The sequence below is a fragment of the Pseudoalteromonas galatheae genome, from assembly GCF_005886105.2.
Taxonomy (GTDB): Bacteria; Pseudomonadota; Gammaproteobacteria; order Enterobacterales; family Alteromonadaceae; genus Pseudoalteromonas; species Pseudoalteromonas galatheae.
This window is the reverse complement of the sequence record NZ_PNCO02000001.1, coordinates 3,722,825-3,735,403: the sequence shown is the minus strand read 5'-3', so window position 1 is coordinate 3,735,403 and position 12,579 is coordinate 3,722,825. Positions and strand designations below refer to the sequence as shown.

At 41.2% G+C, this 12,579-nt stretch carries 14 protein-coding genes; 11 read left to right on the top strand and 3 right to left on the bottom strand.

Translation table 11 applies throughout. The features are described 5' to 3' along the window. Window positions 1–98: 98 nt before the first annotated feature. Window positions 99–2,765, bottom strand: coding sequence for a M16 family metallopeptidase (locus CWC29_RS16585; protein ID WP_138522605.1), 2,667 nt, complete (start codon window positions 2,763–2,765; stop codon window positions 99–101). 399 nt (window positions 2,766–3,164) lie between these two features. On the opposite strand from CWC29_RS16585, the gene CWC29_RS23590 reads away from it, so the two are divergent. From CWC29_RS23590 to CWC29_RS16565, 11 genes are all read left to right on the top strand, one after another. Further along, a complete protein-coding gene (locus tag CWC29_RS23590) occupies window positions 3,165–3,287 on the top strand; it encodes a class III lanthipeptide (RefSeq protein WP_193554547.1) in 123 nt (40 codons plus the stop codon). 33 nt (window positions 3,288–3,320) lie between these two features. After that, complete coding sequence (locus CWC29_RS23585) at window positions 3,321–3,443, top strand: class III lanthipeptide (RefSeq protein ID WP_193554547.1); 123 nt, start codon at window positions 3,321–3,323, stop codon at window positions 3,441–3,443. A gap of 32 nt (window positions 3,444–3,475) precedes the next feature. Then, entirely contained in the window at window positions 3,476–3,598 is a 123-nt protein-coding gene (locus CWC29_RS23580; RefSeq protein WP_209319060.1) for a class III lanthipeptide, read from the top strand. A 32-nt stretch (window positions 3,599–3,630) separates the two neighbouring features. After that, window positions 3,631–3,753, top strand: coding sequence for a class III lanthipeptide (locus tag CWC29_RS23575; protein WP_193554547.1), 123 nt, complete (start codon window positions 3,631–3,633; stop codon window positions 3,751–3,753). Between the two features lie 32 nt (window positions 3,754–3,785). Continuing rightward, entirely contained in the window at window positions 3,786–3,908 is a 123-nt protein-coding gene (locus CWC29_RS23570; protein ID WP_193554547.1) for a class III lanthipeptide, read from the top strand. A gap of 32 nt (window positions 3,909–3,940) precedes the next feature. After that, window positions 3,941–4,084, top strand: coding sequence for a hypothetical protein (locus CWC29_RS16580; protein WP_167815446.1), 144 nt, complete (start codon window positions 3,941–3,943; stop codon window positions 4,082–4,084). A gap of 12 nt (window positions 4,085–4,096) precedes the next feature. Continuing rightward, complete coding sequence (locus CWC29_RS23565; RefSeq protein WP_193554547.1) at window positions 4,097–4,219, top strand: class III lanthipeptide; 123 nt, start codon at window positions 4,097–4,099, stop codon at window positions 4,217–4,219. 32 nt (window positions 4,220–4,251) lie between these two features. After that, complete coding sequence (locus tag CWC29_RS23560; protein WP_193554547.1) at window positions 4,252–4,374, top strand: class III lanthipeptide; 123 nt, start codon at window positions 4,252–4,254, stop codon at window positions 4,372–4,374. A 128-nt stretch (window positions 4,375–4,502) separates the two neighbouring features. Continuing rightward, the gene (gene lanKC / locus CWC29_RS16575; RefSeq protein ID WP_138524561.1) at window positions 4,503–7,172 is read left to right on the top strand and encodes a class III lanthionine synthetase LanKC; all 2,670 of its coding nucleotides are present in this window, start codon (window positions 4,503–4,505) and stop codon (window positions 7,170–7,172) included. A 43-nt stretch (window positions 7,173–7,215) separates the two neighbouring features. Then, a complete protein-coding gene (locus CWC29_RS16570) occupies window positions 7,216–8,805 on the top strand; it encodes an ATP-binding cassette domain-containing protein (RefSeq protein WP_138524559.1) in 1,590 nt (529 codons plus the stop codon). A 522-nt stretch (window positions 8,806–9,327) separates the two neighbouring features. Next, on the top strand, window positions 9,328–9,501 hold the full coding sequence (locus tag CWC29_RS16565) for a DUF1173 domain-containing protein (RefSeq protein WP_138524557.1): 174 nt from the start codon (window positions 9,328–9,330) through the stop codon (window positions 9,499–9,501). A 256-nt stretch (window positions 9,502–9,757) separates the two neighbouring features. On the opposite strand, the gene CWC29_RS24140 is transcribed toward CWC29_RS16565, so the two are convergent. Beyond that, the gene (locus tag CWC29_RS24140; RefSeq protein ID WP_275660212.1) at window positions 9,758–10,411 is read right to left on the bottom strand and encodes a helix-turn-helix transcriptional regulator; all 654 of its coding nucleotides are present in this window, start codon (window positions 10,409–10,411) and stop codon (window positions 9,758–9,760) included. 1,044 nt (window positions 10,412–11,455) lie between these two features. Next, window positions 11,456–12,568 carry an MBL fold metallo-hydrolase gene (locus tag CWC29_RS16555; RefSeq protein WP_138524555.1) on the bottom strand — a complete coding sequence of 371 codons (1,113 nt, stop codon included), beginning with the start codon at window positions 12,566–12,568 and terminating at the stop codon, window positions 11,456–11,458. Window positions 12,569–12,579 lie beyond the last annotated feature (11 nt).

Sequence of the window (12,579 nt, the reverse complement as noted above, 5' to 3'; positions counted from 1 at the left end):
AACTGAGATACAAGATTACTTTTTGTGCTTAGGGTATATAACTGGTAGAAATGACAGCATTTTATAAGGCTCTAAAAAGAGCCTTATAAAACAAAAGATTATATTTTTGAATTTACAAAGTTTGCGGCTAGCTGAGTCTCTATTTTGGTTCGGTCACCGATCAGTATCCACTGTGTATTGGTGGCATTGGTTAAGGTTTTCATCGCTTCAGAGGTGCTCTGCAATGAGATAGCCCGTAGTGTAGAATCAAAATCAACCAACTCATTTAAAGTATTAAGCTCAGCAGATAGGGCTAAAAATGAACTTAAATTAGCTTTATTGCTCAGTAAGTTAGTGAATCTAACCTTACTCTGGCGTTTGCTTTGAGCCAATTCGTTTGGAGTAAGTTCGCTACTGAGGGGGGATTGTAGAAGCGCTTTTAGTTCAGTCAACGCTGCGCCCATAGCATTAGGTGTAACGGGTGCCATCAAGGTAAATAGGGTGTGTTGGGTTGTGAGAGGTGTAAGCTTGGTTACTCCTCCATAAGACCATTGCTTTTCGCTCCTAATCAGCTGGTTTAATCGTGATGTTGGACCACTGCCAAGCAGTGCGTTTGCCGTTCTCGCTTTTTGATTGACGCCATTACTTAACACATGTGCCGCGACAATAAGGGTTTGTTTCATCTCTGGTCTATCGATGATATGTATATCAGGGTGTGGGTGCTGATGATCCGTCAGTAAACGCGTAATGAAAGACTGCTTGGTGTCAGCTCTATGCTGATGAAGTGGTGCAATATAATCTAATTGTTGATCGATGTTCTCATTACCCACAGAGGTATACGTGGATAAGCTCTCATTGAAAAGTAAGCGAAGGTAGTTATTGGCATCGCTCAGTTGTAGTTCTTTGACCGCCTCTACGCGTCCGAAGCCGGATAGCGGTGCTAAGGTAGCATCAAAAAGCAATACGTTCGATATTTCATTGAGTGCCGTGCTCTCCATATCTCCTTGTAGACGTGCGAGATAATTTAGCACGTGTTGTTTGGCTTCATTAAATTGAGAGTTGGAGAGCTGGACCTTGCCACTTTTGAGATTTAAAAGGTACTGCATCACTTTATTTTTATGCTGATTGGGAGCAACAACACTGAAATGTGTAGTGTGGGCATGGCGATTTGTATTCAAGTTTATGCCTTGTGTTAGCGCATTTGCTTTTAGTGCTTTGGCTAATATCGCGGTTATACCCTGCAACTGAGTTGGCTCGTTTAGAAATCCAATATTCGATGATAGAGTTAGAGCAAACTCTGTATCGCTTGGCTGTTCAAGGTGCACAAGTTGCTTGTCACCAATATTTTTTGAGTGTAACGATTGTAGCGCTGGTGCTGGTGTTTCGATAATTGCTGGTGGAGTTGTTATCAACTCGGTGGTTGGTATCGTTAATTGTTCAGGTAGGTAAGAAATCGTGAGTGCTTTTGACGGCTGCAACCAAGTTTGTGTTGCGTCAACGAGATCATGCCATGTCAGATTTTGATGCTTTTGCTGTCGAGTAAAATAGTAATGCGGATCGTTATAGTAAACTTCACCCGCAGCAAGTAAGTGTGCTCTGCCAGACTGTCCGCTTATCATATCGCTCTGTTTGGCAACTTCAATGGCATATTCTTCAGCCGCTCTCGCTAATGCGTCAGCCATATCTTGCTCACTTTGCAACGCTGTGAGCGCTTCAAACAGCGCTTTTTCTAATTGCTGTGTCGTGATATTTGGTGCCAACTCTGCAGCTATGACAAACTGGCTTGAGAGTTGGCGCTCGGTGTGCATAAACGAAATAGAATGAGCAAGCTTAAGCTCTTCTACAAGCTTTTGGTGAAGGTAGCTACTATCTGGATTATTTAACACTTTTGCCAGTAAGTTAAACGTTTCGTTATAACGCGTATTCCGGCCTGGCACATGCCAAGAAAAAAGTAGCTGGCGTGTATCCAGTGTATGTGTGGTTACAAGGTGTTTTTTAGCAACACTTGGAACGGCCAATTGCTGGTAGCTAATAGGGATAGGTCCAGCTGAGATGGCGCTAAAATGTGCCTCAACCTTTTCGATGGCATGGATAGGATCGAGATCTCCGGACAACACAAGCACTGCGTTATTGGGCTTATAATATTGCTTAAACCATTGAGTTACTGTATCCAACGAAGCGGTTTTAACATCGTCGATATTACCGATGGGTGGTAAATGATAAGGATGTGAACTTGGGTACGCTGCTTGTGCCATTGTTTGCATCATGACATTAAAAGGATTGCTATATCGTTGCTGATACTCTTTTTGCACGACTTGCTTTTCAGCCTCGAGCTTTGTGTTGTCGAGTGCTTGAGTTAAGTGCTGCATCCTATGGGCTTCTAGCCATAACGTGTAATCTAAAGCACCTTTTGGGATAGTCTGAAAATAACGAGTGCGATCGTGATTGGTTGTGCCATTCACTTCTTGCGCTCCTAAACTTTGCATAGCGGTGAAGTGATTATCTGGAGCATGCTTAGATCCCGTAAACATTAAATGTTCAAACAAGTGGGCAAAACCACTCTGTTTTGCTTGCTCATCTTTTGCACCCACCTTGTACCAAAGATTTACGGTTACCAATGGCGCTCGGCTATCTTGGTGCGCTATTACCGTTAACCCGTTACTTAACTCTTTTTTAATAAATTCAGGTTTGTATTTATTTAATTCATTACTTCTTATATTTGATGTGTTTGAACATCCAGATAAAGTTATTGCCAATATTAATATTGCTTTTATATGTTTTTTCATTTCATTCTCCTTTTTTGTTTATTCTATTTTAATGTTTTTATATATCTTCCTGTTGTTTTTGACAGGTTTTTTATTTTTTTATTTTCTCTGTAAGAAATAACAGTTACTCGATTTTTGGTTTTTTAATAATATGATTTTGCTCGCTAAGCACAGGTGGTAAGAAAGACGTTTAAAAACAAAACATGTCAATTCTTACAGTTTAATAAAAATTAGGTTTTGTCATCATGTTTAGCAACAAACGAAAAAACTAAAATGGAATATAGAGAACGAAAATGAACAATATTTTGAAATTACAGCAATTACCGCAAAGCAATAAGCCAGAAGATAACCTTTGGAGTATTCACAGCGTAATTTGCCAAACAGTAACTTAACTAAACATTCAATACTTTGGAGAAAAACATGAATAACGTATTAAAACTACAAGAAATGACATCGACTTCTGAAGCAGACGTTCAAAGCTGGTCAACGCTAAGTGGCATTTGCCGCACGCTAGCTGCACAAGCTGCAAACGTTCAGCCGTAATCGACACGACTCACAGTTAACAGGATAAAAAACATGAATAACGTATTAAAACTACAAGAAATGACATCGACTTCTGAAGCAGACGTTCAAAGCTGGTCAACGCTAAGTGGTATTTGCCGCACGCTAGCTGCACAAGCTGCAAACGTTCAGCCGTAATCGACACGACTCACAGTTAACAGGATAAAAACATGAACAACGTACTAAAACTACAAGAAATGACATCGACTTCTGGAGCAGACGTTCAAAGCTGGTCAACGCTAAGTGGCATTTGCCGCACGCTAGCTGCACAAGCTGCAAACGTTCAGCCGTAATCGACACGACTCACAGTTAACAGGATAAAAACATGAATAACGTATTAAAACTACAAGAAATGACATCGACTTCTGAAGCAGACGTTCAAAGCTGGTCAACGCTAAGTGGTATTTGCCGCACGCTAGCTGCACAAGCTGCAAACGTTCAGCCGTAATCGACACGCATCACAGTTAACAGGATAAAAACATGAACAACGTACTAAAACTACAAGAAATGACATCGACATCTGAAGCAGACGTTCAAAGCTGGTCAACGCTAAGTGGTATTTGCCGCACGCTAGCTGCACAAGCTGCAAACGTTCAGCCGTAATCGACACGCATCACAGCTAACAGGATAAAAACATGAATAACGTATTAAAACTACAAGAAATGACATCGACTTCTGGAAGCAGACGTTCAAAGCTGGTCAACGCTAAGTGGTATTTGCCGCACGCTAGCTGCACAAGCTGCAAACGTTCAGCCGTAATCGACACGACTCACAGTTAACAGGATAAAAACATGAATAACGTATTAAAACTACAAGAAATGACATCGACATCTGAAGCAGACGTTCAAAGCTGGTCAACGCTAAGTGGTATTTGCCGCACGCTAGCTGCACAAGCTGCAAACGTTCAGCCGTAATCGACACGACACACAGTTAACAGGATAAAAACATGAACAACGTATTAAAACTACAAGAAATGACATCGACATCTGAAGCAGACGTTCAAAGCTGGTCAACGCTAAGTGGTATTTGCCGCACGCTAGCTGCACAAGCTGCAAACGTTCAGCCGTAATGTTTGCTCAGGAGGGCTGCGCTATAAGCCGCAGTATATCTCCTGAGAGCCAGCGACGCGCCAAATGATTTGTCGCGTCGTCCTTGGCAACTTTTTCTAAAACAAATTAAAAAAATGAGAACGAAAATATGTTGGATAATTTGTACACCTTTGGCGATAAGGACTTCTTCTCGCTACCGTCAGAGTTAGGTGCTGATAAGGAATACAGTGAAGTTATAACTAGTTTGCTTTCGAAAGATTGGACAGTAAAAAGGCACAATATCTGGCTGGCCGCTGCACCACTTGACGTGGAAATTCCGCTGCAAGGGTTCAAAATTCATGTATCGGCCACGGAGGAAGAAGCCATTGAAGTGATCCGTAAAACCGTACAGGTATGCATGGATTATAAAGCCGCATTCAAAGTTATTTGTCGTAAAGACTTAGCCAACCAAATGGCATCTAAATCAACCGGTCGCAGCGGCTCTGGCAAGCTGATCACAATTTACCCCGTGAACTTCGATTCGTTTAAGGCCATGATCCATGACCTGTATCTGGCGACGAAAGACAACAACGGCCCATACATTCTCTCTGACAAGCGATATAAAGATAGCAAAGTCGTGCACTATCGTTATGGTGGTTACAAGTTGATCCCAAGGCCTAAGCCCGATGGAACTGCGGATGCGTGCTTGATCCAACCGGACGGTACTTTGGTGAAAGATGAGCGAGAAGCGTTTTACTCATTGCCTAGCTGGATTGATGAGCCGTTCAACGATGAAGCCCTCAGCGAGGATGATTCTGAAATTAAGCCGTTGGCTGGTAGATATCAAATATCAGAAGCTTTTTCCTTCTCGAACAGTGGTGGTGTGTATAAAGCGACAGATTTAGCAACGGGCGAAACTGTAGTAGTTAAAGAGGCACGTCCTTATGTGCAATTCTCCTCGCTCAATGCAAAGTCGATATATGCTGACACGGTATTAAACAATGAATTTAAAATACTTGAGGCGTTGCAAGGTAGTGACTACTTCCCTAAACCCGTCGATTGTTTCACCGAATGGGAACACTCCTTCTTAGTTGAAGAGTTTGTACAAGGAGAAGCAATACGCTCATTTAGGGCAAAAGAAGAAGTCACTTTGATCCCATTTACAGGCAACTTGGCGACGGCAGAAAAGTTTAAACAACAGTTTACTTGGATCACCAAGGCGTGCATTGAAGCCATTTCATATGCTCATAGCCAAGGTATTGTATTGGCAGATATTTCACCAAACAACATCATTGTTGATAGTGACAATAAACGCATCAAATTTATCGACTTTGAAGGTTCGTTTAAATTAGATACAGCGAATGAACATAGAGACAGCATTCCGATTTTAGCAACCCCCGGTTTTACCGAGCAATCGAACTTGATTAAAGAAGGCGCAACTTTTAAGGGGGACTGGTATGGTTTATCCATGGTGTTGTACAGTATGTTGCTTCCTATTCAGCAAGCCTTTGAAATGAATGCTGAGTTCAAATGGTCGCTGCTAGAGAGGTTGGTACAAGATAGCGGATTACCTAAGCATGTGATTGAGATTGTAGACCGTCTATCTAAGGGCTTAGTTGATGAAGCTAAGGTGCTTTTACATGAGTTGGACAACATTACATTATCAGACGAAGTAGCAGAGAAAATAGAAAGAATAGAAGCGCTTCCTAAGATATCGGCAGACTTTAGTGAAATTGAAAATACACTACAGCGCTCACTGAATAACATAACCCGACTACTGAGAAGTGGTATCGAGCGAAAAGGTCATAATTTTTATCTACCAGTGGATTTCCAAGCATTTGATACTCATATGAGTTCACTCGCCTACGGTTATTCAGGACCTGCGCTATTACTCGCCCGTTCCGAACATAGTATTCCAACAGGTCTTGCAGCAGAGTTAGAGCAGGGTTTTAACGAGCAGGAAGCATCTCCTGGTCTATTGGTTGGATATGCCGGTATGGCACTGACCCAACTAGAGTTGGGTAACTACGATGTTGCACGTGAATTACTGACTAAATCCATGGCTGTACCGCATGAATTACAAGCGAGTAACTTTGCCCACGGTTTGGCAGGAATAGGGCATGGCTTTATTAAGTTGTATCAGAATACACAGCGAGCAAGCGACTTACAGCAGGCTATTGAAGCGGCGCAGTTACTAAGAAATAGAAGAACTTTTGAGCGTGGTGGATATAAGTATGCGTCAAGTGTAGAGGACAGTGATGGCGTTGGCTTCATGTACGGTAGCACAGGTATCGCGTTGTTTTTAATCCAACTGTTTAACGTGACGGATCAAGAGAGCTATTTAGAAGAAGCTAGATTGGCGCTGCAATTCGACCTGAATGTGGGGCTAAAACCTGAGGGACATTATCAATGGGGCGACTCCGAGAGTAGTCAAATGGTACTGCCGTACATCGAAAATGGATCCTCGGGTATTGGTTCGGTGGTACTGCGCTTATATCAAGCAACTGAAGACGAATACTATTTGAATATTGCCCGTAAAATTGCATTGAGCTCATACTCGCTTTATGCAGCTCAGCAGGGATTATTCTCTGGTTCGGTGGGGATCGCTGACTTTTTATTCGATATGTATCAGGTTACCCAAGAGCTGCAGTATAAGGAAAGTGCATTTCATATATTAGCGCGTTCGGCACTGTTTTCAATTTCACGCGATGAAGGAGAGTTATTCCCAGGGCGCACCTTGATTAGGCTGTCGACTGATCTTGCTATGGGTTCTTCGGGCGTTGGGATTGTCTTTGACCGAGTGTTAAATAATAAATCTCGCCCATTGTTTGATATCTAATGAGGTTGGCGGCTTAGGCCGCCTCACTAAGGAATTGATTGTTATGATTATTTCAAAAGAAAACCTTAGCACAGCTAAAGATATCTTGAAGCCACATCGCAAGAAACTTGGTTTACTGTTTTTCTTAACTGCTATTCAAGCAGTAATGTTTTCAGCGGTAGACCCATTGGCAATGAAATTCTTAATAGATGCGCTTAGTGAGGGTGATGTACAAACATTTATTTATTTGGCTGTAGGTGTGACATTCATTGCGACGTTTGGTAGAGCGCTAATCTATTATACTGCGCTAACCTCACAAAAAATAAAAAATGATGTACATCAATATCTTACTGTTGAAATGGCTGAGTCTATCTACAATAAACCGTATGCAGAAATTGCTGAGAAAGGTCGTGGGTACTTTACTTCTCGTTTGCATGATGAGGCACGTCAGCTGAGCGGAGTCGTTGATGTGTGTACAGGCTTGATATCAGGGGCTTTAGTTAGTGTTATTGGATTAAGTGTCGCGATTTGGTTGAGCTGGGAAATTACCCTGGCGCTAGTTGTGATAGTACCGTTCTTATACTTTTTAGCACACCGTTTTAGTGGCAGGATTTCAAACTGTACAGAGCGTTTGCATGAGACGGAAGCGCAATTCAAATCCATTTTAAATAAAGCCATTGATAGCTTTAAGTATGTAAAAACTCATAGTCTAATCAATCAAGCGCAGCACCGTATTGAAGAGGGTATCGCAGAGCCTTTGGATGCAAGATATAAAAACACCAAAATAGCTGCCATGTATCAATCTATCAGCAGCGTGTTTTTAAGTTATGCCGAGCTGTCTGTTTTGATTGCGGCAGGTATTCAAGTGATATTAGGTGTGTTTACGATAGGTTCCTTGTTCGCGCTAACTCGAGCATTCGGCATGATCGTTGGTGCGGTACAGCAACTGTCAGCAGTGATCCCTCAAATAGCAGCGTTAAACGGGCTCCTTGAGCGTTATCGTGTATTTACTCAGACGGTTGAGCTGCCCCAAGTCTCCACTGGTACTGCAGAGCACAATGAGCTTGAGCTACACAATGTTGGATTTAGTTATGGTGATAAACAGATCCTTAAAGACGTATCTTTTAATGTGAATCATGAAGATAAGATCTTGATATCTGGCGGTAATGGGGTAGGAAAAAGCACGTTTTTGAATTTGTTGGCGGGCTTTTATCAACCACAGCAAGGTCGGATCACCCTCGCACAAAACAAAGAAATGAGTTCCGCGCTTTACCCGTTCCAATTTTTGCCAGGCACGGTGAAGGAAAACTTCAATACCCTAAGCTTGAAATGGAATAGCTCAATACGTGCGGAGGCGCTAATCAAGGAGTTGGGACTGCAAGAGTGTTTGGATATTAATTATGACGACCTGTCTGAAGGTCAAAAGAAGAAATGCCAAATTGCCGCTTGCTTACTAAAACCTGCAAATATCTATGTATTAGATGAACCGCTGGCTAACATTGATGATCAGAGCAAAGAAAGTATTTTGGGGCTCATAGAGCAATACACCAAAAATGCAGCTGTGCTTATGATTATGCACGAGGGCAACACCTTTAAAGACAAGTTTACGCGATTTATTGACTTGAAAGGAGACGGTAAAGTCGCAGTAAGTTAAGTCTGCTAGGGCTATCGGATGGATACTAAGTTTGGCTCACTAACAGTAAAAATAATACAGAGTGAAAGTTAGTAATGACAAGGAAGTCATATTTTGAACCGCTTTCTATGCAATTTTGCTGTTGTTTAAGAAATGAACAGCATGATGATATTTATTTTTCGTTCTCTGGCAGGGATGCCAGCCTTACTCAAACAGTAAGGATCGCTTGGAGGCGAGGACTTGGCAGATAAGATGCCTAATGAAAGTACACACTGACGTGTACATACCGATTTATTTTTTCGTTCTTGGCAGGGATGCCAACCTTACTCAAACGCTAAGGGTTGCTCGGAGGCAAAATCTAGGCAGATAAAATGCCTAATGAAAGTACACAATGACGTGTACATATCGATTTATTTTTTCGTTCTTGGCAGGGATGCCAACCTTATTAATATTCGTTCTTACCCTGCCAGATCTAGCAGCTTGTTGACGGTGAATTAGTTGTTTATATTTAACTCACACACAACATAACAACAGGGTAACATAATGAAAATTAAACTAAAAAAACGTGAAATGAAAACACTTTCTGCTTCTAGTTCTGGGATCAAAGCACAGCAAACAATGCTTGTTGCAGGTGGTATAAAAGAGCAGGTTGCATCCGACTACAGCTGGACAGTGGTGACGTCACATATCAGTGACTGTCCAATTAATATCCGCTAAAACATTCTGCAGCCCCCCTCCTTTCTTAAGTAAGAGCCTGTAGGCTCTTCTTCTATTTCTAAAGCCCGTTCAAGCGTTACAAGACAAACTACTCTAATATTACATATGACTAAGTGCTGAATTTGAGGAAGGGTATTTTGTTAGATTTGTGAACTTAAGAATTATAGCTCGACCTTAGACATGTGAACTAGGTTTATTGCTCACATGTTTGGGGTCGATTTGTGGCTTTGTATAGGATATAAAATCATATAATGGATTACAGGGTGTGATTGAACAGGTACTTTACGATGGCTTGCTGTCGATTTGCACTATTGGTTTTTTCAATGCAGTTATTTAGGTGAAAATTGACAGTACGTTCCGAAATCCCGAGTATTTGGCTAATCTCCCACGATGTTTTTCCTTCTGATGCCCAAAGAATACAATCGCGTTCACGTTTGGTGATCTTTATTTTGTCTTTGGAGAAGCTGCGCTTTAAAGCTTGTAATAAGTGAAGCCCCAAAATACTCCAATGCCACTCTTGTTGGCGTGAGTCTATGTAACTATCGCTGGTGATAAGCACACACCCTACAATACCGCTGACTCCGCGAAGCGGGACCATCAAGCCATACTCACTGCCTTTCACTTTCATCGCGTAGGGGGTGTGGCTCTCTTTACAATTTTCATAAGCAGCATCTAAATTAAGGGTATCTTCCATAATGAGGTGGTTCGGTCCAATCACATGATGTTGATAAGCCGTTGGTGAGAGTGGCTTAAAGCCAATTAAATGAATTGAATCACACCGAATAGTCGTTCCTATCTCCATCAGCCACTCTTCGATTTTAGCGGGTGAGTGTAAGTTTCCAGCTTTATCTATCAGGGGTTTAAAACTCAAAATATCTGCAAACGTATTTTCTATGTTGTTATTAGTCATGTTATTTCCGCAATTAATGAGCATTGATGGAAGTATAGTGGCGCTAAACAAGCAACATTGCAAATTCCTGAATTTAATTTAATAAGCAATAAAAACAATGGATTAGCCTTGTTTATTATCGTGGAAATGGTTGTGAAATGGATTTTTCATAAGTATGTTAGTGGAGGCTATGATTTGTTAAGGTCTGTCGCTTTTTGAGGTTTATGTTTCCGGGGAGCAGTATGTGTTTGGCTTGCGTAGTTGTGTTGTCTGAGTGACGCGATTCCACATGATAGTAGAATAAGCAGTAAAGTTATAAGCTCTTAAGTACAAAGGGTAAATACTAAAAACTTGCCCGCCTTGGTTTTGGTTGAGCGCTATATTGCTACTGTGCTGCGAAAGGAAGGTGAATACGTATACTTCTCTACAAAAGTGCTTGAGCTTCAAGAGCGAGCATCTGAAACATGAATATCTATAGCGCCACCTACTTATTGATGCGGTTCACTATCTCAAGCAGAATGAGTTTGGCGTTGGTATTCAATACCGATAATAAAAAGAAAAGAGTATTATTTTGGCTGTAATTGATTTTAATCACCACGTCTGCTATGAAGGATTTTTAGCGTATTTTTAAACTCTTTTATGAGATATAGCTTTCGAATTGGCTAATGTATATCTGTGACTTTACATAACCTATGTCTAGATAAGCTTCATTCAAGCGTTATGTGACTTTCAATGTGCCAACATCCTCACTAATTTGAAGCATTAATTGTCAGGAGCTGATTATTGGTGTGTGAGCACGTTCACCAAGCATGATTAAGGACTGCTACAAGGTTTTAATTATCAGAAGCTTAGGTTGTTCAATACTTCATGTGTGATAGTTACTTATGCACAGCATTATTCAGTCCTTTTGTTTGGCGATATGGATGCCATTTGCGGACTCAATGTGAGTTCATATAGAGAAAATTGAAGAGGTTTAGCTATGCCAAAATATAAAAAAGCGCTCTTGAGCAAGCAGCGGACACGGGTGCTGCTTGTAGAGCGCTTAACAACAAGTTAGGAAAAAGGTTAAAGTAATTCTGTGAACTTAAAAGACTCTCCAATACCTAGCACACGTACTTTAAAGTTTGGCTTTAACTCCTTAGCTGCATAGGCAAGTCTTCGCAGTGGCTCATTAACATGTTCAAAGCCAAGCTGCCATGTCCCATATCCCCAAGGAATAAATATTTTACAATGCAGATCTAGCGCTGCTTTTAATGCATCTTCTGGTGATAGGTGCACGCTTCTAAAGTGTTTACCATAGGCTGTTATCGGCATCATACATATATCAATGTCACCATGTTTACTATGTATATCTTTGAATATTGGGCTGTAGCCTGTATCACCCGCAAAGTAAATTTTTAACTGGCCTGTATTGATGATCCAGCCACCCCATAAGCTTTCATTTTGGTCGAATATACTTCGGTTGGAGTAGTGGTGTGCTGGCACAAATTGGATTTTGTTTTTCTTATATTCAACCTCGGTATACCAATCAAGCGCGAATACGCTGTTAAATGTGCCATCAAGCTCATGCTGCATACCGATAGGTAAAAATATATCTAAGTCACTTCCTAACTCTGACAGAGTTTCATTGGAGAAATGGTCGTAATGGTCGTGAGAGATCAATACACTATCAACAAAAGAAAGTGCTTTTGGCTCTACTGGCGGTGGCCCTAAACGCTTTAATTCGTCAAAAAGCATGGTTCCAACAGTGCCCACCATGCCATCAAACTCACCAAATACAGGGTCAGTCAAAAAGCTATTACCACTTCCGTCTTGGATTAAAAAGCTTGCATGGCCTAACCAAGTAATCGTATTACGTGATTGGCTGTTTAAAGCGGTCGGATATAAGTGGTCTTGATAATTGTAACCTTGAGTTTTATCAAACCCAGAATAAGATAATTTGAATATGCTGTCCTCTACAGGCTTCTTTTCTTCAGGAGTCTTAAAATCTATCGTATCAATCTCATGATAAGGTCCCAGATCTTTGAAAGGCGAAGCATACAGGTTTTGATAAGACTCCATTGACTCCGCGTGTAGTGTTTTATTCACTTTTACAACAGGTAGCGGCTTTTGGTTTGTATTACACGCTGTCAGCGCTAAAGTGGCCGCAAACAATTTTAGATATTTGAGAGATCGCATTTTATTTCCTT

What these genes read in the sequence shown, in the direction of transcription:
- CWC29_RS16585 (WP_138522605.1), bottom strand. Translation starts at nt 2,765, where the DNA reads ATGAAAAAACATATAAAAGCAATATTAATATTGGCAATAACTTTATCT.
- CWC29_RS23590 (WP_193554547.1), top strand. Translation starts at nt 3,165, where the DNA reads ATGAATAACGTATTAAAACTACAAGAAATGACATCGACTTCTGAAGCA.
- CWC29_RS23585 (WP_193554547.1), top strand. Translation starts at nt 3,321, where the DNA reads ATGAATAACGTATTAAAACTACAAGAAATGACATCGACTTCTGAAGCA.
- CWC29_RS23580 (WP_209319060.1), top strand. Translation starts at nt 3,476, where the DNA reads ATGAACAACGTACTAAAACTACAAGAAATGACATCGACTTCTGGAGCA.
- CWC29_RS23575 (WP_193554547.1), top strand. Translation starts at nt 3,631, where the DNA reads ATGAATAACGTATTAAAACTACAAGAAATGACATCGACTTCTGAAGCA.
- CWC29_RS23570 (WP_193554547.1), top strand. Translation starts at nt 3,786, where the DNA reads ATGAACAACGTACTAAAACTACAAGAAATGACATCGACATCTGAAGCA.
- CWC29_RS16580 (WP_167815446.1), top strand. Translation starts at nt 3,941, where the DNA reads ATGAATAACGTATTAAAACTACAAGAAATGACATCGACTTCTGGAAGC.
- CWC29_RS23565 (WP_193554547.1), top strand. Translation starts at nt 4,097, where the DNA reads ATGAATAACGTATTAAAACTACAAGAAATGACATCGACATCTGAAGCA.
- CWC29_RS23560 (WP_193554547.1), top strand. Translation starts at nt 4,252, where the DNA reads ATGAACAACGTATTAAAACTACAAGAAATGACATCGACATCTGAAGCA.
- lanKC (WP_138524561.1), top strand. Translation starts at nt 4,503, where the DNA reads ATGTTGGATAATTTGTACACCTTTGGCGATAAGGACTTCTTCTCGCTA.
- CWC29_RS16570 (WP_138524559.1), top strand. Translation starts at nt 7,216, where the DNA reads ATGATTATTTCAAAAGAAAACCTTAGCACAGCTAAAGATATCTTGAAG.
- CWC29_RS16565 (WP_138524557.1), top strand. Translation starts at nt 9,328, where the DNA reads ATGAAAATTAAACTAAAAAAACGTGAAATGAAAACACTTTCTGCTTCT.
- CWC29_RS24140 (WP_275660212.1), bottom strand. Translation starts at nt 10,411, where the DNA reads ATGACTAATAACAACATAGAAAATACGTTTGCAGATATTTTGAGTTTT.
- CWC29_RS16555 (WP_138524555.1), bottom strand. Translation starts at nt 12,568, where the DNA reads ATGCGATCTCTCAAATATCTAAAATTGTTTGCGGCCACTTTAGCGCTG.